Annotated in this window: 19 protein-coding genes; all 19 read left to right on the top strand. The window is 44.6% G+C overall.

The annotated features are described in order from the left end of the window. The first annotated feature begins 125 nt into the window (after positions 1 to 125). The gene (locus KQI22_RS03830) at positions 126 to 3,629 is read left to right on the top strand and encodes a GBS Bsp-like repeat-containing protein (RefSeq protein ID WP_216550755.1); all 3,504 of its coding nucleotides are present in this window, start codon (positions 126 to 128) and stop codon (positions 3,627 to 3,629) included. A 109-nt stretch (positions 3,630 to 3,738) separates the two neighbouring features. Further along, the gene (gene rfbC, locus KQI22_RS03825; RefSeq protein WP_216550754.1) at positions 3,739 to 4,311 is read left to right on the top strand and encodes a dTDP-4-dehydrorhamnose 3,5-epimerase; all 573 of its coding nucleotides are present in this window, start codon (positions 3,739 to 3,741) and stop codon (positions 4,309 to 4,311) included. 111 nt (positions 4,312 to 4,422) lie between these two features. After that, a complete protein-coding gene (locus KQI22_RS03820; RefSeq protein ID WP_216550753.1) occupies positions 4,423 to 5,217 on the top strand; it encodes a glycosyltransferase in 795 nt (264 codons plus the stop codon). Positions 5,218 to 5,319: 102 nt separating this feature from the next. Then, positions 5,320 to 6,582, top strand: a complete 1,263-nt coding sequence (locus KQI22_RS03815; RefSeq protein ID WP_216550752.1) for a CDP-glycerol glycerophosphotransferase family protein — start codon at positions 5,320 to 5,322, stop codon at positions 6,580 to 6,582. A gap of 24 nt (positions 6,583 to 6,606) precedes the next feature. Next, positions 6,607 to 8,361 carry a CDP-glycerol glycerophosphotransferase family protein gene (locus KQI22_RS03810; RefSeq protein ID WP_216550751.1) on the top strand — a complete coding sequence of 585 codons (1,755 nt, stop codon included), beginning with the start codon at positions 6,607 to 6,609 and terminating at the stop codon, positions 8,359 to 8,361. Between the two features lie 37 nt (positions 8,362 to 8,398). After that, positions 8,399 to 10,231, top strand: coding sequence for a right-handed parallel beta-helix repeat-containing protein (locus tag KQI22_RS03805; RefSeq protein WP_216550750.1), 1,833 nt, complete (start codon positions 8,399 to 8,401; stop codon positions 10,229 to 10,231). Between the two features lie 4 nt (positions 10,232 to 10,235). Continuing rightward, positions 10,236 to 12,326 carry a CDP-glycerol glycerophosphotransferase family protein gene (locus KQI22_RS03800; RefSeq protein ID WP_216550749.1) on the top strand — a complete coding sequence of 697 codons (2,091 nt, stop codon included), beginning with the start codon at positions 10,236 to 10,238 and terminating at the stop codon, positions 12,324 to 12,326. A 17-nt stretch (positions 12,327 to 12,343) separates the two neighbouring features. Further along, entirely contained in the window at positions 12,344 to 12,745 is a 402-nt protein-coding gene (gene tagD, locus KQI22_RS03795; RefSeq protein ID WP_216550748.1) for a glycerol-3-phosphate cytidylyltransferase, read from the top strand. A gap of 33 nt (positions 12,746 to 12,778) precedes the next feature. Then, positions 12,779 to 14,818 carry a CDP-glycerol glycerophosphotransferase family protein gene (locus tag KQI22_RS03790; RefSeq protein WP_216550747.1) on the top strand — a complete coding sequence of 680 codons (2,040 nt, stop codon included), beginning with the start codon at positions 12,779 to 12,781 and terminating at the stop codon, positions 14,816 to 14,818. Between the two features lie 33 nt (positions 14,819 to 14,851). Continuing rightward, positions 14,852 to 15,571 carry an IspD/TarI family cytidylyltransferase gene (locus tag KQI22_RS03785; protein ID WP_216550746.1) on the top strand — a complete coding sequence of 240 codons (720 nt, stop codon included), beginning with the start codon at positions 14,852 to 14,854 and terminating at the stop codon, positions 15,569 to 15,571. Positions 15,572 to 15,584: 13 nt separating this feature from the next. Next, on the top strand, positions 15,585 to 16,625 hold the full coding sequence (locus KQI22_RS03780) for an NAD-dependent epimerase/dehydratase family protein (protein ID WP_216550745.1): 1,041 nt from the start codon (positions 15,585 to 15,587) through the stop codon (positions 16,623 to 16,625). Positions 16,626 to 16,649: 24 nt separating this feature from the next. After that, positions 16,650 to 17,432, top strand: a complete 783-nt coding sequence (locus tag KQI22_RS03775) for an ABC transporter permease (protein WP_216550744.1) — start codon at positions 16,650 to 16,652, stop codon at positions 17,430 to 17,432. Further along, a complete protein-coding gene (locus KQI22_RS03770; RefSeq protein WP_216550743.1) occupies positions 17,432 to 18,244 on the top strand; it encodes an ABC transporter ATP-binding protein in 813 nt (270 codons plus the stop codon). Before KQI22_RS03775 ends, KQI22_RS03770 begins: the two co-directional genes overlap by 1 nt. 17 nt (positions 18,245 to 18,261) lie before the next feature. Continuing rightward, on the top strand, positions 18,262 to 19,104 hold the full coding sequence (locus KQI22_RS03765; protein ID WP_253293495.1) for a LicD family protein: 843 nt from the start codon (positions 18,262 to 18,264) through the stop codon (positions 19,102 to 19,104). Continuing rightward, positions 19,101 to 20,300 (top strand): hypothetical protein, encoded by a 1,200-nt coding sequence (locus KQI22_RS03760; protein WP_216550742.1) that lies wholly within the window; start codon positions 19,101 to 19,103, stop codon positions 20,298 to 20,300. Before KQI22_RS03765 ends, KQI22_RS03760 begins: the two co-directional genes overlap by 4 nt. Continuing rightward, positions 20,281 to 21,618, top strand: a complete 1,338-nt coding sequence (locus KQI22_RS03755; RefSeq protein WP_216550741.1) for a hypothetical protein — start codon at positions 20,281 to 20,283, stop codon at positions 21,616 to 21,618. The genes KQI22_RS03760 and KQI22_RS03755 overlap by 20 nt, the downstream gene beginning before the upstream one ends. A gap of 238 nt (positions 21,619 to 21,856) precedes the next feature. Beyond that, positions 21,857 to 25,084, top strand: coding sequence for a leucine-rich repeat protein (locus KQI22_RS03750; protein ID WP_216550740.1), 3,228 nt, complete (start codon positions 21,857 to 21,859; stop codon positions 25,082 to 25,084). Further along, complete coding sequence (locus KQI22_RS03745; protein ID WP_216550739.1) at positions 25,074 to 26,243, top strand: C1 family peptidase; 1,170 nt, start codon at positions 25,074 to 25,076, stop codon at positions 26,241 to 26,243. The genes KQI22_RS03750 and KQI22_RS03745 overlap by 11 nt, the downstream gene beginning before the upstream one ends. Positions 26,244 to 26,289: 46 nt before the next feature. Further along, positions 26,290 to 26,457 (top strand): hypothetical protein, encoded by a 168-nt coding sequence (locus KQI22_RS03740; RefSeq protein WP_216550792.1) that lies wholly within the window; start codon positions 26,290 to 26,292, stop codon positions 26,455 to 26,457. The last annotated feature ends 99 nt before the right edge of the window (positions 26,458 to 26,556 follow it).

Raw genomic sequence — 26,556 nt, 5'->3', positions numbered from 1 at the left:
CGGCTTTATTTTCTTAAGATATTCATAATTTCGCGCTTTTCCATATGTTGTGCGTTGCAATCTGAAAACAAGGCGTGTAAGATAAAAACAGATGTCAAAAAGACAAAAAACAAGGAGTGGAAAACATGAAAGAGAAAATGAAGCATATACTGGCAATGCTGCTGGCACTGTGTCTGTTCGCAGAAACATCGCTGACAGCGGTTCCGGTACTGGCAGAAGGAACAGATGGAGTGACTGTGACAGATGTGTCGGAAACAGTATCCGGCGCCGATACTTCTGCACAGACGGAGCAGCAGACGCTTTCCGGAAATCAGCCGGCCAAAGTGAGAGAAGCAGATTTGCTGCTTAACTATTTATATGTGGAAAATATGTACATAGAAAGTCCTGCGGCAGAAAAAATCTATGTGTCTGCAGGCAGCGGGCAGGAGCAGTTTACAAAGGCTGTGCTGACCTTACAGAATAAAGAAACGGGGGAAACAAAAGAGGTTTCTCTGGCAGAGCCGGGAAAGGATCTTGTGTTTACATTAGACAGCAGCACATGCAGCGCAGGTGTTTATCAGATCACGGCACTCTCTTATACATATGAAGAAGAAACTGCGGAAGGTACGGTTTCCTATGCGGGAAATATGGATATCACGCAGATTCCGGGAATGGAAGATATCTGTTTCGGTATCGACCGGGAAGTAGCAGTAGAAAATATGGTGGCACTTGAGGATTTTGCAGATGTGCAGGCAGATACACAGAGTATTTCAGCAGAAGAAGCAGCAGAACTTCCAATCGTGCGGATCTCTGAAGGCGTGGATGCACAGACGACCGGACAGCAGCTCGCCCAGGCGATCGCCCAGGCAAAAGGACTGGCAGTGCAGACACAGGTAGCAGGCGATCTGGACAGTGATCAGATCTCTGCGGGAAGCGTCGTTGTGGTGCTGGATGCAGGACATGACGATAAACATGCGGGGGCAAGGGCAAACGGTCTGGCAGAAGAATCCATGACGATCAAAGTCGCAAACTATTGTAAAGAATATCTGGAAGCAAACTATACGAATGTTGTTGTTTATATGACAAGAACAAGCGGTGCATGTCCACATCCGGGCACATCGTCAATCAATGATAATGCAGCAAGAGTCGATTATGCACACAGCGTGGGCGCGGATATGTACGTCAGTATCCATTTTAATTCAACAGCCGGTGGAGCAACAACTGTTAATGGTGCTGCAGTATATTATCCAAACAGCAATTACAACAATGATGCAGGCTCCAAGGGCTCTGTGGTAGCGTCTAAGATCATCGAGCAGCTTGCAAAGCTGGGACTGAAAAATAACGGTATTTTAATAAGAAATTCAGAAGATAATACAACCTATCCGGACGGTTCTCTGGCAGATTATTACGGTGTGATCAGAAGAAGCAAATTATATGGCATTCCGGCAGTGATCGTAGAGCATGCCTATGTGAATAACCCATCTGATGCGGCTTTTCTGAGCAGTGAAGACAATCTGAAAAAGCTTGGTGTGGCAGATGCGCTTGGTATTGCAAATGCATGGAATCTGTCTACGGAAGAAGTGGAATATGATGCGGATGATCTGTTTGTATCCGATGTAGATGATGTCAACGGCAGCTTCAAGATCACATTAAAGGGAGCAACGCCGATAAGCAGGATCGCAAATGTGAAGTTTAAGGTGTATCCGACATCCGACAGTTCGGAATCTTATCTGTATACGGCAAAGGATGAGGGAAACGGTACTTATACGGCAACAGCCAATGTGGCAAATCATAACAAAGAAACGGGTACTTATAAGATCATTGCCTATGCTTATGATGCAATGGGCAAGAAGCATCAGCTCCGTTCCACGACAACAAAGATCGAGGAGCAGAAGGCAGATCCTTCTGCTATGAAGCTGACAACCAAGCTGAATAAAAAGCAGACAATTGCGACATTGTCATTAACGGGTGCGAAGGGTGCTGCAAAAGTATCTTATAAGGTCAGCGTAAAAGCAGACGGTAAAACAACAAAGAAAACATATAATGCAGAATTACAGGATGACGGAAGCTGGCTTTCTTCCGTGAAGATTACGGACTTCAAAAAAGCCGGAACCTATGAGGTGGCAGCATATTCCAAGAGTTATTTTGGTACAACGACCAAGGTGGCAACAGGCAGCTTTACGGTAGACGGACCGTCAGCGGGAGCAGTAACGGTCAGAAAGGTCAATTTAAACAAAGGTACATTCCAGCTTCGCCTGAAAAATATAGCATCTGCATCAAAAGTAAAGACAGTTAAGGTTAAGGTCAGAAATTTAGAGGGTAAGAGAAAAACAAAGACATATACAGCGAAGAAAAACGGCAATTATTATGATCTGTCTGTTGCAATGAAAGACTATGGCTATGCACTTGGCAAGTACCGTTTTACGGTCCAGGTGACAGACGGTAACTGTATTACGAAAGACTTTAAGGCAGTCAATTATACATTTGAGAAGAAAACACCGGTCATTACGGCAAAGCTGAAATCCAAGGAAACCAAACTTATGCTGACAGCAGAGGATCTTGGTATCGCTGCCTCAATTAAAGGGGTGCGATTCCGCGTATATAATACGGAGGAAGGCTCAAAAAAGAAAAACTATGAGGCAAAGAAGGATGCCAGGGGTGTATTTAAAGCAACGGTTAAAATTGCAGATTTCGGTATGAGCGGAACCTATAAAGTCCAGGCGTACATAAAAGGCGAAAATGGGAAATATACAAAAGTCGGCAAGGTACAGAAAGTAAAAGTTTCCGATATTACCGGAGGACAGGCCGTCAGCAGGGAGAAAAATGAAACAAGCGGTTATCTGACAATATCCAGCATCAGTGCCAATACTGTTGTGGAGAAGGTGGAAGTAAAGGCATGGCCGGTAGAAAAGACCAAAGCAAAATATACTTATAAAGCAGCAAGCAGAGGAAACGGAAAATACCGTGCCCTGATCCAGACAAAAAATCATGGCAATGTGAAGGGAGACTACCGCTATCAGGTGATTGTGACCGGGAAGAACGGTATTTCCAAGGTGCTTTTGAAGGGAAAAATGACAATCGGAGATGAAAGTGATAATACGGATGATGATCCGTATGAAAACGGTAAATATACGATTACGGGGAGTAGCACGGTGACCGTTGCACAGATGGTCGGTTATTATCAGTCAAGGACGTCTTATCCCTCGTTTTACGGAGGATCGGATGCAACAACGATCAAAAAGTTCTGCCAGATTTACCTTGACGAATGCGAAGCGGAAAATATCAGAGCAGAGGTAGCATTTGCGCAGGCAATGAAAGAGACAAATTTTCTGCGTTTTGGCGGGGATGTCAGCATTACACAGTATAGTTTTGCCGGGATCGGAGCAGTGGGCGGAGGCGCAAAGGGTCAGAGTTTTTCAACTGTCCGTCAGGGAATCCGTGCACAGGTTCAGCATCTGAAGGCATATGCGAATTATGATGCGCTGAACAGAAGCTGTGTGGATCCGCGTTTCTCCTATGTGAGTCGTGGAACGGCGCCTTATGTGGAATGGCTTGGAATTCCGGATAACCCATACGGAAAGGGCTGGGCAACAGCCCAGAATTACGGAAGTTCTATTCTGCGGATGATCAATGATATCAAAAGCAGATAAGAAACTTGACGAACAGGTCTGATTTTCATATACTTAATCTATATGTGGATATAGAACCGGTGTGTGTGGTTCCGTATATCCGAGTATGAGAGAAAAAGAGGATGGAAAAATGGGAAAAATAACAGTGGAAACCTGTCATATTGAAGGCCTGAAGGTCATTACACCGACTGTATTCGGCGATGCCAGAGGGTATTTTATGGAGACGTATAACTACAATGATTTCAAGGAAGCCGGCATTGATCAGGTCTTTGTACAGGATAATCAGTCAGCTTCTAAAAAAGGAGTGCTCCGTGGACTGCATTTCCAGATTAATTTTCCGCAGGATAAGCTTGTCCGCGTAGTAAACGGAGAAGTGTTTGATGTTGCGGTCGATCTGAGAAAGGATTCCCCGACCTTCGGACAGTGGTATGGTGTAACACTTTCTGCAGAAAATAAAAAGCAGTTTTTTATTCCGAAAAATTTTGCACATGGTTTCATTGTGCTTTCCGACTATGCAGAATTTGCTTATAAATGTACAGATTTCTATCATCCGAATGATGAAGGAGGACTGCTCTGGTCAGATCCGGAGATCGGTGTGGAATGGCCGATGCCGGAGGGAATGACAAAGGAAGACCTGATCCTTTCGGATAAGGATACCAAATGGAACGGTATCAGCGACTACCGCAGGCAGCGTGGGTTATAAAACAAAAGAATAGCAATACAGAAAAGTGTCAAAATGTTTTTTTGGCACTTTTTCATATCATGGGAAATTCCGCAAAAGGAAAGGAACGAAGATTTGGAATATTCGGTTTTGATGTCGGTGTATCAGAAGGAACAGCCGGCGTATCTGAAAGAAAGTATAGACAGCCTGCTGGCGCAGACTATTCTGCCGGAGCAGATCGTGATTGTGTGTGACGGAGAACTGACGCAGGCATTATATGAGGTGCTGGATATGTTTGAGGTGCTGCATCCGGCTCTTTTTACGCGTGTGCAGCTTACAAAGCAGGGCGGACTCGGTAATGCATTAAATGAAGGAATGAAGTATTGCCGGTGTGAAACCATTGCCAGAATGGACAGTGATGATATCAGCTGCCCCGATCGGATGGAAAAAGAACTTGCGCTGTTATCGGAACAGAAGGCGGATCTGGTCAGCGGATCAGTAGCGGAGTTTGAGACAGATCCTGCCGTTATTGGAAAAATCAGAATACTGCCACGGACACAGGCGGAGATACTGCGTTTTGCCAGACGCAGAAATCCATTTAACCACCCCTGCGTGATGTATAAGAAAAGTATGGTGCTGCGGGCTGGCGGCTATCAGCCGTTTGAAGGCTTTGAGGATTATTATCTGTGGCTCAGAATGCTGAAATGCGGTGCTGTGGGCTATAATACAGAACAGGTGTTACTTTATATGCGCACAAAAGGTATGTACAGACGACGTGGCGGACTGGTTTATGCGGGGCGTATTTTGCGTTTCCGTAATTATATGCTGAAGAACGGATACTGTGGGCTTGGCGACTATTTATTTACGGTCTGTGGGCATGTTGGAGTCAGCTTGCTGCCGGACGGACTGCGGCATCTTTTTTACGATAAGGTGCTGCGTAAGGACTGAATATGGCCTGTACAGCGGCAAGTTGCAAGTTTGCGGGTATCATTGTATAATATAATGATATTAGAGTAAAATAGCGCTAGCTGTGTGACATTGGTGGATTATATGACAATTCGTTCTTTGGCAAAAAAAATAATTGCATATACGATCGAGGATGAATATAAGGTATATCGTCTTCGGAAAACGAAACTGCAGATCCGCATTCGTTTCACCGGAAAATATCATAAAAAGTTCGATCATGAGCCGGTCTGTCCGAATAAGGTCGTTTTTGATAACTATATGGGAAACGGATATGGCTGTAATCCAAAGTATGTATTAAAAAGTCTTTTGGAAATGCCACGGGAACGGACAGAGGGACTGGATCTTGTCTGGATCACCAAAACGCCGGAGCTGCTCCGCCCCATATTGCCAGAGCGTGTGCGGATTGTCATGTATGATTCGGAACAGGCTTTTTATGAATATGCAACTGCGAAGCTCTGGGTGAAAAACTTTCAGATGGTGCATCTGTTGAATCAGGGACTTTTGAAAAAGCCGGAGCAGATTTATATTCAGATGTGGCATGGTTCCTTTGGCATTAAGAAGATAGAGGGAGACTGTGGCTATCTGAATGCTGATAAAGCATGGCTGGCACTTGCAAAGAAAAATGCAGCCTATACGGATTTCTGGATCTCCAACAGCCGTTTTGAGACAGATGTTTACAAACGCGCCTTTTGGGGAGCGGGAAAGATTCTGGAATACGGACATCCGCGTAATGATCTTTTTTTTGAGCCGGATCAGCTGCGGTATAAGAGAAAGGTGCAGGAGACATACGGCATTGCACCGGAGAAAAAACTGTTTTTCTATATGCCGACTTTCCGTGATCAGGATCATGGAGTATTACAGCCGCTTCCCTATGGAAGAATCGCAGATGCACTTGGCAGGCGGTTCGGCGGTGAATGGGTCTGCCTGGTACGGCTGCATCCAAGGAGGGTGTCACCGAAGCAGATTGAGGCACTGAAAGAGCAGTCGGTCATAGATGCCACCATGTATCCGGATGTGCAGGAACTTCTGGCAGCAGCGGACGCAATGGTAACGGATTACTCGAGTGCGATCTTTGATTTTATGTTGACGAAAAGACCTGGATTTATTCTGGCAGAGGATTACGATGCTTATGAACAGATAAGAGGATTTTATTATCCGCTGACGGATACCCCGTTTCCGCTGGCAAAGTCCGATGAGAAACTTTTGGAACAGATCGGGGCATTTGATGAAGAAAGCTATAGACAGAAGATAGATGCCTTTTTGAAAGAAAAAGGCTCTGTGGAGGATGGAAATGCTGCGAAGCGTGTGGCAGAGCTGATCCTGACACAGACAGGAAAAAGTAAGTAAGAAACCGGAGGAAGAGAACGTAATATGAAGTACCTTGCAACAGATCATAAATGGAAAGCGGAGATTCAGAAGATCGATTGGGAGAGAATCCATCTGCATCTGTATCTGACGCTTGAAAAAGAGGGAAAGGCGGTTCCTGTTACAGAAAAAGTCCATTTTTATCTGGTAGACAAGATGCTGGGCACGGCTGCAGCAGAACTGCGTGTTCTTGCATATGAAGACGGACAGTATCATCTGACAACGAATATCACAAATCCGGGGAATTGTGCCTGTATCCCATCCGGTATTTACGGATTGTTTGTGAGTGATGGGGAAAATACAGTTGCAGCTGCAGAATACTCTTACCGCATTTTTGAAAAACTGGCAGATCACTCCAGAAATTTTCCGTACAGCGGAGGGCAGAAGGTATATGCGGTTTCTTTTGCCACCAAAGAGGGCGAAGATAATCTGCCATTTGAAATGACGATCCTTGCGGCTGCAAAGACAAATACGGATTTCCCGGCACTTGCACATCTGCATGACCGGATTCATCCGGTAAATAATATCAGGGCAACATGGCTTTCCAGTAAAAATTTTCTGCGTAGAAGCTATCAATTTTATTATAAAAAATATAAAAAAAACCGGGCACATACCGTTTTGTTCCTGACGGAACAGAATGATAAGATTGCATCCAATTTAAAGGCAGTCATGGAACGGATGCAGCAACGGGACATGGAGAAAGCGTATACGATCCTGACTTCGGCCAGATTTGGTGCCAGAGGAAATCACGGATTTAAAAGCTGGCTTGTTCTGATGAAAAAACTGGCATCGAGCGGGACTGTCTTTGTGGATGATCATGCGCCGGTGCTTGACTGGTTGAAGCTTTCCGATGATACAAAGGTGGTACAGCTCTGGCATGCGGGGGCAGGCTTTAAATCATCCGGTTACAGCCGTTGGGGACATCCGGGCTGCCCGGCACCGCAGAGTGCCCACAGACAGTATTCTTACGGTATTTCAGGTTCCAAGAGCATTGCCCATTTTTTCTCAGAAGTCTGGGGAATCAATGAGGAACAGGTGTTGCCGACAGGTATGCCGCGCATGGATGAGTATCTGGATCCGGAAAGACGTGCAGGAGTAGAACAGAAGCTGTATGAGAAATATCCGCTTTGTAAAGGGAAAAAGGTTATTTTATTTGCACCGACCTATCGAGGCAGAAATAAGCTGCTGGCGTATTATCCGTATGAATTGATCGATTTTGATAAGTTGTATGAGCTTTGTGGAGAAGAATATGTGGTACTGTTTAAGATGCATCCGTGGGTAGCTTCTGCGGTTCCGATCAGGGAGCAGCATAAGGACCGGTTTGCAGATGTGAATAAGTTCCCGAATATCAATGATCTGTTTTATATCACGGACCTTCTGATTACGGATTATTCTTCCAATATTTTTGAGTATTCCCTGATGAAAAAGCCGATGCTGTTTTTTGCATTTGATAAGCTGCAGTATGCTTATTCCAGAGGATTTCACAGACCGTATGAGGAGTCTGCGCCGGGCAAGGTGGTTTATACATTTGAGGAACTGTTGAACGCCATCCGGGAGCGGGATTTTGAATTTGAGAAGGTTGAAGAATATGTGGACTTTTCGTTTGACCATATTGACAGTCAGGCATCTGACCGTGTGATCGACTGGTTCGTTCTGGGACAGATTCCGGCAGAAATGCAGGCAGATATAGATAAGATAAAAAATGATTACAGGGAAATGCAGAAGATCGTATTTGAAAACCCGGAACTGGGGATGGAATAGAGGCAAAGATCTGGCGTGATGTAAAAGGAGGCGTTTTATGAAAAAGAAAATTCAGATATTAATGGTGTGTTTACTTGTTGGGCTGCAGTGCCTTCTCGGTCCGGCGCAGCTTACACAGATGGAGGTAGAGGCTGCCCAGACGGCATCTAAGGCAACGACGATCAAAATCAAGGCCGGTAAAAAGTCGGATATTACCAAAAAGGTAAATGAGGCCATGGAAAAGGCGCGTAAAAAGGCGACAGCATCAAAACCATATAAGATTGTTATTCCGAAGGGCACCTATTATATCAGCGGTTCCATCTATTTATGCAGTAATGTGACACTGGAAGCGACCGGTGCAACGATCAAATTCAGAGGAAACTCCAGAAATACCAATATGCTTCTGTCCGATACGATAGGTTCAAAATCGCCGGCAAAGACCAAAGGGTATAAAGGATGCAGAAACATTACGATTTCAGGTGGTACTTATGTAGGTGCCAAAAGTAATAAAAGTAATCTGGTAAAGCTGGCACACGGTAAGAATATCACAATAAAAAATGCAACCTTTTCAGGCGGAGGCGGTATCCATCAGGTAGAGGTCTGTGCGATAGACGGGTTTACAGTAACCGGTTGTACGTTTAAAGATTTTAAGGCAGGCAAGAGTAAGAGTTCCCGTCAGGAAGCATTGCAGCTTGATGTACCTGTTGCGGAAGATATTTTTGCAGATGTGTATCAGGACGGTACCATGATGAAAAATGTGAATATCAGCAACAATACATTTTCTAATGTGCCGAGAGGGCTGGGGAGCCATAGTATGCTTCTTGGCGCCTTCCATGAAAATATCAAGATCATGTATAATACATTTACGGATGTGAAAGAGGAAGCAATTGTCACTGCGAATTATTATAATTGTGAGATCGCTTATAATGATGTGAAAAACAGCGGGGCAGGTATTATCCTGCAGGGATTTAAGACGAAGACGGACTCTGTTTACTCGACTGCAGAAGATGCAAAGCCAAAGAAGCAGAATTATAAAACGCTGAAAACGTCCATTCATGACAACCAGATGCAGATCGTGTATTCCGCAAGCTGTGACAGAGCACAGGGCATTTATGTGTATGGCTGTAAGCTGGCAAAAAGCTGTAAGGGCGGCGACAAAAAGAGCATCAAGAAGGGCAATTACTATGCGGCCGGTGTACAGGTGAAAAATAATACGATCACAACTGCCGGGCATGGAATCGTGCTTTCCGGTGCAAAAGATTGTCAGGTGACAGGGAATATTGTAAGAGGAAAAGGCTTTACCGGTGCGAATGCGGTGGAAAATGACGGAATATCCGTAAGAGGCTATTCGCAGACAGTTACAATCCGGCAGAATCAGATTTCCGGTATGCCAAGATATGGAATTCTGGTACGGGAAAATTCCGGTGCAACTGCCATTACAGACAATAAAGTGGAAAACGTCAAGGATACAGGAATTGAAGTGTACAGCAATGGACAGGTCACACGTGAAATCGCGGGAAATACAGTATCAAAAGCAGGAGGAAATGGTATCCTGATAGGTAACTATGCAAAGGCAGGTTCTGTAAAAAATAACAAGATTTCCCAGGTAGGTGCACATGGAATCATGGTATATGATCATTCCGCTGTAACAGGTGAGATCAGAGGCAACAGTGTAATGCACACAGGAAAGAACGGTATTATTTTAAATGCCGCTTCAAAATCCGGAACGATCCGGGAAAATACATTAAGCCAGATCAAACAGATTGGTGTCCGGTTATATGATAAGAGTCAGGTGACCGGCGATATCACGGATAATAAGTTCTCAGCTGTAACAGGGCGTGAAGTTCAGATCGGAAATGACTGCAGCGTTTCGGGCAGTGTACAGGAGTAAAAAAATGACAACAGGGAATGAAAAGGAAACACCGATGTTTGCCTGTTCCTATATTGCGAATGGATTCGGAGCATACAGAGGACATCGGTACAGTAATACAAGACAGGCTTATATACATGCAATAGAGGCAGGCTATCATTTTTTAAAGGCAGATATGAAACTGACAACAGATGGCAGGCTTGTGTGTTCTACAGGCTGGGATGAGGCAGCCTGTAAGCGGTTGGGGATCGAATATGATCCGGCATTTTTGCAGATGTCGTATGATACCTTTATGAAGTGGAATCTTTTCGGGCAGGGATCGGTGGATGCAAAAGGACTGGCAGAACTGATGCGCACTTATCCGCAGTCCTATGTACTGTTGGATTTCAAGACAGTTCCCGGAACATGTGCAAGGCAGATGGCAGAGGCACTTTTGCAGGCGTTTGACAGAGATGAGCCGCTTCTTGCCAGATTGCTTGTACAGGTAAATAACAGAGAAATCTGTGAAGCGGTCAGAACTGTGTATGCGTTCCCATATATGCAGTTTCATATGGGCAGCTTTCAGGATCGGGCAGAGTTTGAGGAAAAACTGGCATATGCGATAGAGCAGGATATGACATCTGTGTCCATTCAGAAAGACTGTATAACGGAAGATATTGTAAAGAAAGTAAAGGAACGGGGTCTTTCGCTGATGTTGTATTCCTTGGACAGTAAGATAATGGCACAGTCATATCTTACAATGGGTGTGGATACGATCTGCACCAACTATATTGATCTGTATCTCGGACAGAAGGCGACGCCAAAGGAAGATCTGAATGCACTCTATCGGAAGTTCCATAAATTACCGATGGAGCAGAAAAAGATTGTTTTTTCCAACTTCCATGGAAAAGGATTTGGCTGTAATCCGAAATATATTGCATTGGAGCTTTTAAAGCGAAACAAAGAGGAAAATCTCGGACTGGATCTGGTCTGGTTTAATGATGGAAAGGATACATTCCCGGAGGGCATTCGTACCGTTCCGTACAACAGTGAGCAGGCAGTCAGAGAGATGGCGACGGCAAGAATACTGGTTGATAATCAAATGAAGTTTACCGGTTTCTTAAAACGGCCGGATCAGTTTTTTATAGAAACATGGCATGGTGCGATCCCACTGAAAAAACTGGGAATGGATAATCCACCAAATATTATCAGTAAATCCTATTGTGAAAGAATGCACAATAATTTTGATGCGGTGGATCTGCTGCTTTCCAACAGCAGTTTTTGCACACATATGTTCCGGCGGGGGTTTGCTTATGAAGGGTATATTCTGGAAAAGGGCTGCCCACGGAACGACATTCTGACAAAGGATCCGGTGCTTTTTAAAGAGGATGTCTGCAAAATGCTCGGTGTGGATCCGGCAAAGAAACTGATGCTTTATGCACCGACCTTTCGTGCTGACAAATCGCTGAAGGCGTATCAGATGGATTATGAGAAAGTGGCACAGGCAATGGGAGAGGACTGGGTTCTGTTGATCCGCCTGCATCCGCATATTCAGAAGCTTGCCAAAAATCTTTCCTATAATGAAAGAATTGTAAATGCATCTACGGTACCGGATATGCAGGTACTGATGGCTGCTACGGATATTTTGATAACGGATTATTCCAATATCATGTTTGAATTTATGGCATCCGGCAGACCATGCTTTTTGTATGCAACAGATATTGAGGAATATCGGAAGGAAAGAGATTATTACTTTGATCTGGAGAAGCTCCCATTCTCTATTGCACAGACAACGGATGAACTGATCGGACATATACATGATTTCGATGAGAAACTGTATCGGGAAAAGGTGCAGGAATTCTCAAAAGAAGTCGGACTGAATGAATCCGGTCATGCGGCTGAAGCGGTTGCTTCGATTATGGTTGACATGATTAAGCAGCCGGATTATGATCTTGCAAAGGCAGATGTGCATAAAAAATGGGAAAAGGAAGCACATTTTTATCGCAGACAAAGGGAAAAGATCCGCAGAAAATACCAGAGGACAGGAAATAAAAACGTTGTTTACACGAAACAGGCGCCGTATCATGAGGGGCTGGAAAATATGAGAGATTTTGTCAAGAAAATACTTGGGAAATAGCAGAAAGGAAACAGAAAATGAAAAAAGTAATTACGTATGGAACCTTTGATTTATTGCATTACGGACATGTGAATCTGCTCCGCAGAGCAAAGGAACTTGGCGATTATCTCATCGTGGCACTTTCCACCGATGAATTTAACTGGAATGAGAAGCAGAAAAAATGTTATTTCAGTTATGAAAAAAGAAAACAGCTTTTGGAAGCCATTCGTTATGTGGATCTTGTGATTCCGGAAGAAAGCTGGGAGCAGAAGGTTTCCGATGTACAGGAATTTAAGGTGGATACATTTGTGATCGGTGATGACTGGAAGGGAAAATTTGATTTCCTGAAAGACTATTGTGAGGTGGTTTATTTACCGAGAACACCGGAAATTTCAACAACGCAGATCAAGGAAAGTCTGAAAGACCGGAAGGAGCAGTAGTTCGCGGTGATGATCGCAGAATGAAGAATGTATATGGAGCAGGATAAGAGACCGCCCATGTTCCGCCACCGGTATATGGCGCATGCATTTGGCGGCTATCAGGGATATAAATATACAAATACGAAAGAAGCTTTTGCACATGCTATCGCCTGTGGATTCCGTTGTCTGGAAACAGATCTGTTTCTGACGACGGATGATCAGCTTGTCTGTTCCCATGGATTTAAAGAAGAGGAGTGCCTGAACTGTGGGCTGCCCTATGAGCCATGGTATAAAACGGAAATGACAAGGGAAAAGTTTCTGGCTTTGCAGATTCATGGCATGCATACGGCGGATGCATTCTTTTTGTATGAAAAGATGAAAGAATATCCGGATCTGTATCTGGAAATAGATATGAAAAGACTGAATGCTGAAAAAGCAACCCGTTATGCAACACGTCTTGTGGAGACATTTGCACATGATGAGGAAGCACTGGGCAGACTGCTGATTCAGATCAATTCAGAAAAAATGTATGAAGCGATTGATGCAGTGTATCATTTCCCATACTATCAGTTTAATGTGGTACGTAAGCGTTATGAGGCAGGACAGCTGGGGGATATTCTGTCTTATTGCAAAGAGAAGGGAATTTGTGCGGTGGCGCTTAAGGGAGAATACGCGTCAGCTGAAAATATTGCATGTGTGAAGGCAGCAGGTCTGTCGCTTCTGGTTTATGCGATTGACAGCCGTAAAAGGGCAGAAATGTATCTGGCAAGGGGGGCTGATACAATCTGCACCAATTATATTGATCTTTTCTGGGGGCAGAAGGGAATTGATCCCGAGGAGATAGAGGCGCTGTATCAGGAGTATCACAAAGAACCCGTACAGCAAAACAAAATTGTGTTTTCTAATTTCCACGGGGCGGGATTTGGCTGCAATCCGAAATATATTGCACTTGCCCTGTTAGAGCAGAAAACCGAAAATCTGGATCTGGTCTGGCTGAGCAGAAATCCGGATACAGAAGTTCTGCCGGAGGGAATGCGGACTGTTTTCTTTCATTCCAGGGAAGCAATCCGTGAGATTGCAACAGCACGCGTTCTGGTGGAAAATCAGATGAAATTTCCCGGCTTTGTAAAGCGCAAGGATCAATTTCTGGTACAGGCATGGCATGGAGCGATTCCGCTTAAGAAGCTTGCTATGGACAACCCTAAAAATAGGTTTGACCGGGAGTATGCCACACGCCTTGACACAAATATGAAACAGACAGACCTGATATTGTCCAACAGTAATTTCTGCACAGACATGTTCCGCAGAGGGTTTGAATATACCGGCTATATTTTAAAGGAAGGTGCACCGAGAAATGACCTTTTTCTGAAGGATATGGCATCTTTTAAAGAGCAGATCTGTGATATGCTGCACATTCCTTATGAAAAGAAGCTCTTTTTGTATGCACCGACTTTCCGGGAAGGAAATGGTCTTGACACCTATCAGATAGACTATAATAAAATTCTGGAGCAGCTGGGAGAGGACTGGGTCATTTTGATTCGTCTGCATCCGCACATCCAGAAAAAAGCAGGATTTATTACGTATCATGAACGGATCATAAATGCCTCTGTTGTACCGGATATGCAGCAGCTCTTAGCAGCAGTGGATCTGTTAGTGACAGACTATTCTAATATTATGTTTGAATATATGCTGACCAAGAGACCCTGTATTTTATATGCAACAGATGTGGAAGAATACCGGAAGGAAAGGGATTACTATTTTGAAATTGATGCTCTTCCTTTTCCGCTTACAACGACAACGGATGAACTTGTTCATGCAATTACAGTATTTGATCAGGAAAGCTACGAGCAGAAAATCGAGGCATTTAAGAAAAAGGTAGGTCTGCATGAGACAGGTCAGGCAGCTGAAAAAACGGCACAGATCATTCTGCAGATGATAAAGGAACAGGATTTTACCTTTCAGGGCAGCAATGCAAGTCTGGAAAAGAAGCATGTGGCAAAAGTGTGTGCGGCAAGAAGAAAGTGCATTGTATTGATTTGGAGGATACTGAAACGTATCGTGAGATATAGCAGAAAACCGCAAAATGATAGATAAATGTTTCATGAGAATGATAATGGAGGACGTAAAATGAATGTAGCATTGGTATTTGCCGGTGGATCCGGGCAGCGTATGAAAAACAGCGCAAAGCCAAAACAGTTCCTGGAACTGTACGGGAAGCCGATCATTATTTATACACTGGAGGTATTTGAGCGGCATCCGGAAATCGATGCGGTCGTGATCCCGTGTATTGCAGGCTGGGAAAATTACCTGCAGGGACTGTTGGACAAGTTTGGGATCAAAAAGGTAAAGAAGATCCTGACCGGCGGAAAGGATACGCAGGAATCTAAAATGATCGCTCTCCGGTATTTACAGACAATCTGTAAGGAAGATGATATTGTGCTCCTGCATGATGCAGTACGCCCGCTTGTGACGGAAAAACTGATCACGGACAATATTGCGGCGGTCAGAGAATACGGAAACGGCATTACCTGTGTTCCGTTTACGGAAACTGCGATTGTAAGCGATGATGGAAAACAGATTGAAAAAACAATCATAAGAAATACAATGTTTGTGGCAAAAGCACCACAGAGCTTTTATTTTAAAGATGTTTTACATGCGCACGAAAAGGGGGAAACAATGCCTTATACGATTACCATTGATACGTGTTCCCTGATGACTGAGCTGGGAGTTAAGCTTCATATGGTGCCATGTGAAACAACGAATATCAAGATCACAACACCGGAGGATTTCTTCCTGTTTAAGGCACTTGTGGATCTGCGGGAAAATCAGGAAATCTTTGGTATTTAAACAGGAGGCAGTTATGCAGTTACATCATGTAGTACGGGAAGATATTGACAGGATTTTGCAAGAGCCGGTCGCGTGGGAGATGTTGAAAGGGAAAAAGGTGTTGATATCCGGTGTCAACGGTCTGATCGCAACTTATCTGGTACGCACAATGCTGGTGCTTAATGATACAAGAGACTATAGCATACAGATTTACGGCATTGCAAGAAATGAGCAAAAAACAAGAGACAAATGGAAGGAAGTGCTGGAGCGGGATGATTTTCATCTGGTGATCCAGGATGTGACAAAGCCTGTGGATCTGTCAGAAGATATAGATATGATCATTCATGCGGCGAGTCAGACAGGCCCCAATCAGTTTGTGGCAGATCCGGTCGGAACGGCAATGGGAAATGTGCTCGGTGCTTATCAGCTTCTGGAATATGGCAGAACACATGGAACAAAGAAATTTCTGCTGCTCAGCACAAGAGAAATATATGGCAGGGGAAGCCTTGATTTTGTGACGGAAGAAGATTATGGCAGTGTCGATCCGACAAGCATCCGTTCCTGTTATCCGGAAGGAAAGCGGATGGCCGAAAATCTCTGTGCCTGTTATAAGAGTCAGTATGGGATCGATTGCAAGATTGCCCGTATTGCACATACTTACGGACCGGGGATGCTTCTTTCCGATGGACGTGTGGTAGGAGATTTCCTCGGGAATGTAAAAAACAGAGAGGATATCGTCATGAACAGTGACGGAAGCGGTACGCTGGCGCTGACTTACATCGGTGATGTGGTGGCGGGACTGTTTTACACACTTCTGCAATTTCAGGATATGGTATATAATGTATCCAATTCGGAAGAGACGGTTACGGTAAAGCAGCTTGCGGAGACCCTTTGTGATATTTTTGCAGACCGTGGAATAAAGCTTGTGATGCATATTCCGGAGGGGGAGAAATCTGCCGGCTATCTGAGCTATAAGCTGGGATTTTTAAAGTCGGATAAGGCAATGGCAGAGGGCTGGAAGCCTAAGGTATGTCTGCGGGACGGCATGAAACGAACGATGGAATCTTACGAATAGAAGGAAACGGGAAAGACATAAATTATGAAAAAATTTATAAATAACATTAAAAAGTACAAAGGTTATATGCTGTATGCAACAAAAGCTACTTTAAAGAGCGAAGTGGCCGGCTCCAGACTGAACTGGCTCTGGTGGATTCTGGATCCATTTCTGTTTATGCTGGTTTATACCTTTGTGGCAGAGATTGTATTTGGAAAATCAGAGAAATATTTTCCGCTTTTTGTATTTATCGGTTTAAATCTCTGGAATTTCTTTAACAAAACTGTATTGACAAGTGTGAAGGCTGTCAAAAAACATAAGGGAATGATATCGAAAGTTTATCTGCCGAAATATATTCTGGTACTGATCACCATGATGGTAAATTTCTTTAAGATGTGCGTGGCATTTACGCTTGTGATCATTATGGTACCGCTTTACAAAGTACCGATCACATGGCGTATTCTGGAGATCATTCCGCTGTTTTTGGCACTTGGCGTATTTACTTTCGGCTGCAGCTGCATTGTGCTGCATTTTGGCGTTTATTTAATGGATCTTGCCAATCTTGTCAATGTAGCACTGAGACTGGTGTTTTATATGTCCGGTATTTTTTACAATGTGCAAAAGCGGGTGCCAAAGCCTTACAACCTTTTGCTGCTTGATATCAATCCGGTTGCGAATATCATTCAGGGAGCCAGAAACTGTATTTTATATCAGTCCCATCCAATGTATGGGGTGGTAGGTATCTGGTTTGTTATCAGTATCCTGTTATCGATACTGGGAGTACAACTGATCGTGAAACATGAAAATTCATATGTAAAGGTGAGCTAATGGAAAACGAATATACAATACAAGTCAAAGATGTGCATATTAGATATAAAACGGTACAGGCAGAAAGCATTAAGAAAAGTCTGTTTTCGCTTCGAAAGTCCCGGATGGAGGAATTTGAGGCGGTAAAAGGTGTCAGTTTTAATCTGAAGAAGGGAGAGATTGTTGGTCTGATCGGCAGAAACGGCAGTGGAAAATCTACAATGCTGCGATCTATAGCCGGCATTTTTTCTCCGGATGAGGGAACGATTGATATTGGAGATCATACGATTTCACTGTTGTCGATTGGTGTTGGATTTCAGAAGGAATTGACCGGTAAAGAGAATATCTATCTGTCCGGTCTGCTTCTTGGCTTTTCGGAAGCACAGATCAAGGAAAAATATAAGGATATTGTAAAATTTTCCGGACTGGGGAAATTTATCAATTCTCCTGTCAGCACCTATTCCAGCGGTATGTATTCCAAACTTGCTTTTTCCATCACGGCAATTCTGGAAACAGAGATCATGCTGATCGATGAGGTTTTGAGTGTGGGAGATATTGCTTTTAAAAAGAAGAGCTTTGCAAAGATGCGGGAGCTGATCTCGGACAATGATCGTACAGTCATGATCGTATCACACAGTATAGAAACAGTACGAAAGCTCTGCAGCAGAGTGATCTGGCTGCATGATGGTCTGATCCGTATGGATGGTCCGACTGAGGAAGTACTCGAGCAATATCAGATCTTTATGGATGAGCTGGAACCAAACAAAAAGAAGACAAAGAAAGAAAAACAGGAAGAAAAAATGCTGGCAACAATGCTGGATGACGATATGTAACAGACAGAGGACAGAGTATGCAGGATGAGCAAAGGGAAACAATCCCACAGGAACTGAAGGAATATCAGGAGTATCTATTAAAGATGCTCCTTGTTTTTGATACTTTTTGTAAGGGAAATGGGCTTTCCTATTTTCTGGCGGGCGGTTCTGCGCTTGGTGCATACAGACATCAGGGGTTTATCCCGTGGGATGATGATATCGATCTTGCCATGCTGCGGCCGGATTTTGAACGGCTCGAACAGCTTCTTGCAAAACAGGGTAACAGGCTGGAAGTGTACCGGTATTCGCCTGTTGAAAAGCAGATCATACCGGATGCACCGATCGGACATCTGTTATATCTGCCAGAGGGAACGTATCCGCAAAACACTGCACCGAAGCTGGATATCCATCCGATCGATGGCGTTCCGGATGGAAAAGCAGGCAGACTGCTGCAGCGTATTTTTGTAATCGTACATTATCTGTCTGTATATAGGCTGCCTACCAAAAACAAAGGGAAAGCAGCACATGAAATATCCAAAATAATCGTGAAAATAACGCCGGACAGGCTGTTTAACTGGTATGCCCGTGTCAGCAAGAAGATTATAACTGCCAAAAAGACGGAGGATGCGGATAAGGTCTGCAGTCTGTTTGGACTTGCCGGCTACCAACGGGAAGTAATGGATAAAGATATTTTACTGCCTTATCAGAGGGTTTCGTTTTGCGGGCATATGCTTCCTGTACCGAATCAGATACAGCCTTATCTGCAGCAGCTGTACGGCGATTACGACAGACTGCCGCCTGTAGAAGACCGACAACCGAAACACAGCGGCTATCTGCAGTTTGTACAGGCAATGAGACAAAAAAACGGAGAAACAATATGAAGGAAAAGCAGTGGGGCGAAACTTTATATATAACAGCTCTGATTGCATGGCTTCTGGTAGCACTGGTCAAGTACACGTATTTTAAAGATATGCTGCCGATGAAGCTGTTTTCAGATCCTGTCATGTATGGTGTACTGGTCTGCTGTCTTGTGAAAACGGTGCTGGATGCAGACAGAACGCCACGGGAGCTTTTGTTTTTAGGCTTTGCGCTGCTATTTGTATGGATCGCATACCGGACGGATAAGCTGCAGTTTGCGGCAATGTTTGCACTCATTTACAGTGGCAGGAACATATCCTTTCAAAAACTCTGCAAAATTGTGTTTTATATACAGCTGACCGTTTTTCTGGCTACAGTATTCGGTATGAAGGCCGGTATATTAGAGGATGTAATCTGGGAGGAAGGCATGCGTCACAGACATGGTCTTGGATTTACGCATTGCATGCTTGCCAGTCATTTTGGACTTTTTACAGCAATTGCATGGATTGCCATGAAAAAAAGGCTGCGGGAGACTGAGGCTGTTATCATACTGGTAGGTAACGGCATTTTATACTACCTGACGGATGGAAGATCAGACCTTATATTAAGCAGTCTGCTGGTTGTCTGTTGCCTGCTTTGTGAAAGAGTTTGTGCCGGCAGAAAATTTCCGCAGTGGTTTGCCTGCGCATTGACACCGGTACCATGGGTTTGCCTGTGTGTAAGCATTGGTGTGACGATGGCATACAGAGAAGGGGTTCCGTTTTGGGGGAAGCTTAACTATGCACTGAACAGCCGACTCCAGCTTGGACATGATGCGATTAAACAATATGGCTTTACATGGTTTGGACAGAAGATCAGATTTATAGGTGCATCTACCCTGTATTATAAACCGGATGCAGTATATAATTATGTGGACAATGCGTATCTGATGCAGATGCTGTTGTATGGTACCCTTTTTATTCTGCTTTATTGCATTCTGGTAAGCCGGCTTTTGTATCGGCTGGCCATGCAAAATGAAAGACTTTTGCTTGTGTGTGTACTTACCAGTCTGGTGTTTGGCATGGTAAATCCGCAGTCGATGTATCTGACTTATAATCCGCTTTTGCTTTTGCTTGTGCAGGATATCATTCCGGTGGAGGGAACAGCGGTAAAAAGAGTACGAAGTGATCTGTTAAATGGGAAGAAAGAGGAGAAGGCATATGAGAATGTATCGTTATGACAGAAAATATATGGATGGCAGAGGCTTTTGGGGATATTTGAAAAAACGGTTGTGGATTGTCATTCTCTTTGCAGCGGTTTTCTGCATAGTCTTTGCCGGAAAAAACTGGAAGGAGCAAAAGGACAGCCTGAAAAAACAGCAGGCGGAAACGGAACTGACATTATCGGAAGAACAGAAAACGCAGGTACAAAAGTATCTGACAGATCTGGATCTGTACGAACAGCAGAGTGCGTATAACCAGAAAGCACTTTACATGAAAATTGACCCGGAACAAAAGTATATTGGTGTGCTGCGATATGGTTTTGACCAGGGAGCGGAAGGCTTCTGGTATGGAGAAGCAGTGACACAGACTGTGAATCTTTTCAGAAGTGAAGACGCGGTCGCTTATCTGGAAGAACAGCTTGCCGGACAGTTGTCTATGGATACGGAAGGATGCAGGGTTTCAGATCTGCTTACCTTTGATACAAGCACGGGCCAGGTGCTGGTGATCTATGTGACAGCACCGGATCAGGAGGTTCTGGATGTTTTGCTGCAAGCTACAGACCAGTATCTGATGCAGCAGATTTATCCGGCTGTGGTGCAGGCAAGGGGACAGTTCCGCTGTTATATGCTGCAGACCTATCAATACGTTGCAAGAGATACGGCACTTAGGGATACGCAGGCATCCAATGTGAATCTGGAAAGTACGTATGCCACGCAAAAAGAAACTGATTATGAGGTACTCGGAAAGACGGAAAAGAAATATGTGAAGCAATATTGTAAGCTGGATGCAGACCAAAGACCGCAGATCGGAGAGCCGCTTACAGTAGAACCGGTATCGGATGGAATCCAATATAAAACCGTGGGTAAGCAGGCATTGAAGGGGCTTCTGACAGGGGGACTGGCAGGACTGATCTGCCTGGCATTCTGTTTTGCCTGGACCGGTTATATCTGGACAGCAAGGAATGTGAAAGAGTCTTTTCATATTCCATTTGCGTGGAATGTGCCAAAGGAAGAAAATCAGATGCATCTGCAGTTTCATTTCCGTAACCTGACGGGAAAAGAGGACGGAGCGGTCTGCCTGCTTGGAACGGGAGTTGTTCCGCCGGAAGCATTGGAAATGATGTGTCATAAAGTGATGGGGGGAACAAAGCTGACTGTATATCAGGTGCTGGAACCGGCAGTGTATGAAGAAAAGCAGGCCATGCAGCAGCTTACAGAAGCAGATGCCATTCTGCTTTGCCTGCCGGCAGGTAAGATCACATACGGAGAATTGGAACATATTCTGGAGAATCTGGCGGTATATGAGGGGAAAATACTGGGAGCGATCCTTTTATAATGCAGAAAAAGAAGACGGATATCCTGAAAATTGTCATTGACTAACAGGATATCCGTTTGCTATACTTACAACCACAAAGTGAATCTTGTATAAGGGCAATGTCCTTTATATCTTATGACGATCAGTCAATCATGGCATTTCAGCCAAAGATTTCACGACACTACAAATCAATAAGAAAAGAGCGGGTAAAAAGGATCGGTGTCTTTTGCTGTCCTTTTTTGCCACAAAAGGAGGTAACATGAAAAGAAAAGTAAGTAAATGGTTCACCTGTTGTATGCTCACAGTTTCCCTGTTTGCGGGAAGTCTGCAGCAATTGCGGGCGGCTTCGGTGACAGGACAGACGGAGACGGTATCCGCAAATGCAACACTGTCCGGCAATGCGGCGGAGGCAGTGGACGAATCAGGTCAACAGGAAAATATGACAGATGATGATCTGTTTCTGAAAAATCCAATTGCCCTGACGGAAGAAGAACTGGAATATTGCCTGAATGCGTACGGGGATGAAGAGATTGCTGTATGGCTCGACTGCCTTTCTGAAAATGAACAGATGCAGCTGCTGGAAAAGTCTGACCGCCTGAAAGAACCACTTGATTATTATGGGGAGGAAATCTGCCGGGAGTGCGGTATGGTGGATGGTGCTCATTTTGATGACAATCTTTCCTATTATCAGACAATTGCTGCCTGTGACAAAGTGGGAGATACGTACTTTTCCAGTAAAAGCGGGTTTTATTATATAGAATTTGACGGACCGCAGGCAGGAAAAGCAACGATTAAGATCAGCGGAATTGATAAGACAAAGCCGTTTGCCAAGCGTCAAAATGCAATGAGTACCACTGTTTCCGGAGCAAAGTATGGGCTGAAGATAACGGGAAAGGGTGTATATACTTATCAGATTGAAACGACAAAAGAGCAGGCACAGGCGGATGTTGCAAAATTAAAAAAAGGTGGAAGTATTACCTATCCGCATGCAATGATCCAATTTTCCATGGTTAAGCCGTTGGGATATGCATTTTCTGTGGAAGCTTCGACAGAAAAGGACAGTAGCAGCAGAGGTGCAACCTATCCGCTGAATTCGACTGCAGTGGCAGATGATTCCTATACAGGTGTCCGATATTTAAAAAACGGTACTTACAGGGGAGAACAGACATATGAAGCAGAAAAGACAGTCGCATTTGAACAGTATATTTATCTGCCGACGAATGCAGGTGTAGGAAGTACGGCAATCACAAATCCGGCAAAGATCCATAATATGGTTTTTCATTTTGCAATGAAACCTGCAGCATATCGGGTAATTTATGACGGAAACGGAGGAGGCGGTGCCCCGGGTGCTATAGACTGCGTGTATGGAAAAGATGCGTTATATCCGGCCGCACCGGGGATATCCCCTTTTTATACGCTGACTGTAAACCCCAATGGAGCGGAAGGCATGGCGGCGCCGGTTACAGCAGTCAGAAGTTTTGTAAACTGGGGAGATACAGGGGCGGTTCCCGGTGCTGTATTTCGGAATCTGACAACAAAAAACGGCGGTGTGGTTACAAAAAGAGCAAACTGGAGCAGCAACGCTTCCTGCATCCTGCCCGCACAGCTGCACAGAGAATATACCATTACCTATAATACGGACGGTGGTGACTGTGAACAGGCGATGAGTGTAACGAAGGCGGCATTTCTTGGCTGGTATGCTGATGCAGGTAAAAAGAGCAAGATCGGAAATGCATTGCAAAAGGTTTCTGTGACAGGAAACATGGTTATTTATGCAGGCTGGGGAGCGGGAGAAAATATTCTTTTACCGGATGCCAAAAAGGAAGGATATCATCTGCTTGGATGGGCGGAAGAAAATAATATGACAAAATTGTATCTGCCCGGCACAAATTACAGCCCGGGACAGAGCCATACTCTGTATGCAAAATGGGAGGCTGACCGTTATATGCTGCGGCTGGATCCGTCAGGAGGCAGCCTTTCAGAGGATGCGAGTAAGGACTTTGTGAAAAAAGAAACCGGATATGAAAGAGAATCCGCATATGAGGAAATAATTGCACTTCCGCAGCCGGTCAGACAGGGGTATGTCTTTAAGGGCTGGCGGACAAAAGAAGGATTCCTTCTGACAGAATCTGCCAGCCGGTTGACGGGAGAAGAGAACGGTGTGATCACCCTGCAGGCAGAATATGTACCCTCCTATGTGAAGTATGAAGTGCAGTATTATCTGCAGCCGGATGAAAAAGAAACAGAGCAAGGGAAGTATCTAGCCTATCATCCCCAAACGACCGGACAGGAGGGAAAGGCACTTGCAGATACACAGGTACGCATATTCCCAATCACGATAAACGGGTATGAAAAGCCGGACAGCCAGCTTGTTACGGTAAAAGCGGATGGCAGTACCGTTGTAAAATTTTATTACAGGAAACTTCCGGTAAAAACAGAACAGACTTCCGGAGAACGGGAAAAGCCGGATAACGGACTTTCGGCAGAATTGCAGAAGAAAATTTTAGAGGCATTGGAGCAGGGCTCTTCTACCAGTTATACGATCAATGAAGTGACCTATACATTACGTAAAAATGAAGACGGTACACTGACAATATTGTTAAACGGATCACTGGGAAAGGAAAAACTGGTCATACCGGATGTGATCAAGGTGGCAGGTAAAACGATGATGATCACAGAGATTGCGGAGAAGGCTTTTTATGGACGCAGTGAGCTGAAAGAGGTTGTCATGGGCAGTGGTATCACAAAGATCGGAGACAGTGCCTTTGAAAATTGCAAAAATCTGACAAAGATCAGCATCGGAGATCATGTTACGGTGATCGGCGAAAAAGCATTTAAAAACTGTACGGCTCTTACAAAGATCAGTGTGCCAAAATCGGTTCTCCGGATCGGGAACAACGCATTTGAAGGCTGTAATAAATTAAAGGAACTGACACTGAGAAACGGTCTTTTGCAGATCGGAAATAAAGCTTTTTATCAGTGCGCGGTGTTAAAAAGTGTAAAGATCCCGAAAAGTGTACTGCAGATCGGAAAGTATGCTTTTGCGGACTGCAGCAGACTTGGCAAATTTACCTTTGCACAGGATGCGTCTTTACTGCGTGTCGGTACAGGAATGCTGCAAAATGCAGTCTCCTTGAAAAAGGTCAAACTGCCGGATAAGCTGCAGACAATTCCGGATTATATGTTCCGGAATGCAGGTAAGCTGGAAAGCTGCCAGCTTGGAACGGGCACCGTCAAAATCGGAAAAAGTGTGTTTCAGGGCTGCAAAAAACTGCAGAAGATCACGCTGACGGAACAGGTGCAGACGATCGGGAAGCGGGCATTTTATCAGTGCAGGAAACTGAAAAAGGTAACAATCCGCACGGTGCAGCTGCGAAAGGTAGGAAAAGAGGCATTTCAGGGCTGCATGGCAAAGATACGGTTTGCAGTGCCGAAGGAAAAGCAGACGGCGTATGCAAAACTTTTAAGAGGTAAATATGGAAAATAGAATCAGATTCTATTGCAGTAGATATGGGCTGACAGGTTTTTTGTCAGTCTGTATCCTGCTGCTGTTTTTGAAAAGCCCGGTTTTGGCGGCGACAGGCAGTTTTTCTGTCATGCTGTGGAACAGGGAGCTGCAGGCACTGGAAAGTCTCGGAAGAAAGGCAGGCAATGAGGTTGGTGCAGAGCGGAATGTACAGGCTGGGACAGAACATGTGCCTGTACGCTATGATCCAAGGCAGGAGCAGATGGTAACGCCTGTCAGGGATCAGCAGAATCTGGCATTGTGCTGGGATTATGCGGGAATTGCGCTGATGGAATCCGCCCTTCTGAAAAAAGGATATAGGGGAGCGGACGTGGATCTGTCTGAGCTGCATGGCGCATATGCCGCATATTGCCAGCAGGCGGATGGCAGCTCTTTTTCGCAGTTCTGCAGGCGGCCAAATACCAGAACTGCGCTGTTTGAAGCAGTTCTTGCCGGAATGGGACCTGTGCTGGAAGCAGAAATACCGATGCGGCAGATCACGGATGATTTTACACTGCCAGAGCAGCAATTGTGCAGACAGCAATATAAAGTGGTATCTGCCAAAATACAGCCGCTGTCGGATGCAGATGCCTGCAAGCAGCAGATCCTGCAGACCGGCGGCCTGATGATCAGCTATTACAGCTACGGACTCTATTACCGGGATCAGACGGAAGGCGGTGATACCTCCTATTATTTTCCGTATGGAACGAAGAGCCTGAATCATACCGTTGAGGTCGTGGGCTGGGATGATATTTACAGTGCGGAGCATTTTGTAAAGAAGCCCCAAAAGGACGGGGCATGGCTGGTCAAAAACAGTTGGGGACAAAAAGGATACAGCAGGGCCGGCAGTGGCTTTTACTGGATTTCTTATGAGGATGGCAGTCTGAAAGAGCAGCTTGCACTCTCTGTGCAGATGTCAGGGAAGATGGTGCAGATAAAGCCGCCGACAGCGGAAAGTACCGGGCGGGAAGAGAAGCAGGAGGAAGAGGAAAAAGTCATTTCTGATCCGACGCCCACATGGGAAGAAAGAAAAGAATGCGCACTCTGGCAGATGCCCGTTATAGAAGAAATAAAACCGGGTAGAAAACATGCAGTCAGGGACAGATTGTCTATGCAAAGGAAACTTGTAAACCGATTTTAAATCCGCTATATTGTAACTATGGAAAGGCGGTGTAAGGATGGAGGAAATGACAGAAAAAGAGTTAATTACGGTATTGATCGATAAATACACAGATTTACAACGGATCAAGAAGGCAAATAATAACGTGGAGAATGAAGAACTGGAATATCAGATCAGGGCAACTACGGCAAAGCTGTCTTCCATGGAAGTGAATGTGGAGGATCTAACATTATAGCATACTCGGAAGCAGATACAGGGCAGAATATTAAGAATTGCAGAAGAAGCCGTTAAGAATTGGCACATTTCTCCTTTTTCGGATTTTAAAGTGCTAAGA

The sequence above is a fragment of the Kineothrix sp. MSJ-39 genome (assembly GCF_018917935.1).
Classification (GTDB): domain Bacteria; phylum Bacillota; class Clostridia; order Lachnospirales; family Lachnospiraceae; genus CAG-194.
The sequence above is the reverse complement of the archived record's forward strand: the minus strand, read 5'-3'. Positions and strand labels throughout refer to the sequence as shown.

Excerpts from the sequence above, each read along its gene's own strand:
- KQI22_RS03760 (WP_216550742.1), top strand. The coding sequence starts at position 19,101 with ATGAAGGAAAAGCAGTGGGGCGAAACTTTATATATAACAGCTCTGATT.
- rfbC (WP_216550754.1), top strand. The coding sequence starts at position 3,739 with ATGGGAAAAATAACAGTGGAAACCTGTCATATTGAAGGCCTGAAGGTC.
- KQI22_RS03810 (WP_216550751.1), top strand. The coding sequence starts at position 6,607 with ATGAAGTACCTTGCAACAGATCATAAATGGAAAGCGGAGATTCAGAAG.
- KQI22_RS03790 (WP_216550747.1), top strand. The coding sequence starts at position 12,779 with ATGGAGCAGGATAAGAGACCGCCCATGTTCCGCCACCGGTATATGGCG.
- KQI22_RS03830 (WP_216550755.1), top strand. The coding sequence starts at position 126 with ATGAAAGAGAAAATGAAGCATATACTGGCAATGCTGCTGGCACTGTGT.
- KQI22_RS03765 (WP_253293495.1), top strand. The coding sequence starts at position 18,262 with ATGCAGGATGAGCAAAGGGAAACAATCCCACAGGAACTGAAGGAATAT.
- KQI22_RS03780 (WP_216550745.1), top strand. The coding sequence starts at position 15,585 with ATGCAGTTACATCATGTAGTACGGGAAGATATTGACAGGATTTTGCAA.
- KQI22_RS03815 (WP_216550752.1), top strand. The coding sequence starts at position 5,320 with ATGACAATTCGTTCTTTGGCAAAAAAAATAATTGCATATACGATCGAG.
- KQI22_RS03745 (WP_216550739.1), top strand. The coding sequence starts at position 25,074 with ATGGAAAATAGAATCAGATTCTATTGCAGTAGATATGGGCTGACAGGT.
- tagD (WP_216550748.1), top strand. The coding sequence starts at position 12,344 with ATGAAAAAAGTAATTACGTATGGAACCTTTGATTTATTGCATTACGGA.
- KQI22_RS03755 (WP_216550741.1), top strand. The coding sequence starts at position 20,281 with ATGAGAATGTATCGTTATGACAGAAAATATATGGATGGCAGAGGCTTT.
- KQI22_RS03805 (WP_216550750.1), top strand. The coding sequence starts at position 8,399 with ATGAAAAAGAAAATTCAGATATTAATGGTGTGTTTACTTGTTGGGCTG.
- KQI22_RS03740 (WP_216550792.1), top strand. The coding sequence starts at position 26,290 with ATGACAGAAAAAGAGTTAATTACGGTATTGATCGATAAATACACAGAT.
- KQI22_RS03770 (WP_216550743.1), top strand. The coding sequence starts at position 17,432 with ATGGAAAACGAATATACAATACAAGTCAAAGATGTGCATATTAGATAT.
- KQI22_RS03800 (WP_216550749.1), top strand. The coding sequence starts at position 10,236 with ATGACAACAGGGAATGAAAAGGAAACACCGATGTTTGCCTGTTCCTAT.
- KQI22_RS03750 (WP_216550740.1), top strand. The coding sequence starts at position 21,857 with ATGAAAAGAAAAGTAAGTAAATGGTTCACCTGTTGTATGCTCACAGTT.
- KQI22_RS03820 (WP_216550753.1), top strand. The coding sequence starts at position 4,423 with ATGTCGGTGTATCAGAAGGAACAGCCGGCGTATCTGAAAGAAAGTATA.
- KQI22_RS03775 (WP_216550744.1), top strand. The coding sequence starts at position 16,650 with ATGAAAAAATTTATAAATAACATTAAAAAGTACAAAGGTTATATGCTG.
- KQI22_RS03785 (WP_216550746.1), top strand. The coding sequence starts at position 14,852 with ATGAATGTAGCATTGGTATTTGCCGGTGGATCCGGGCAGCGTATGAAA.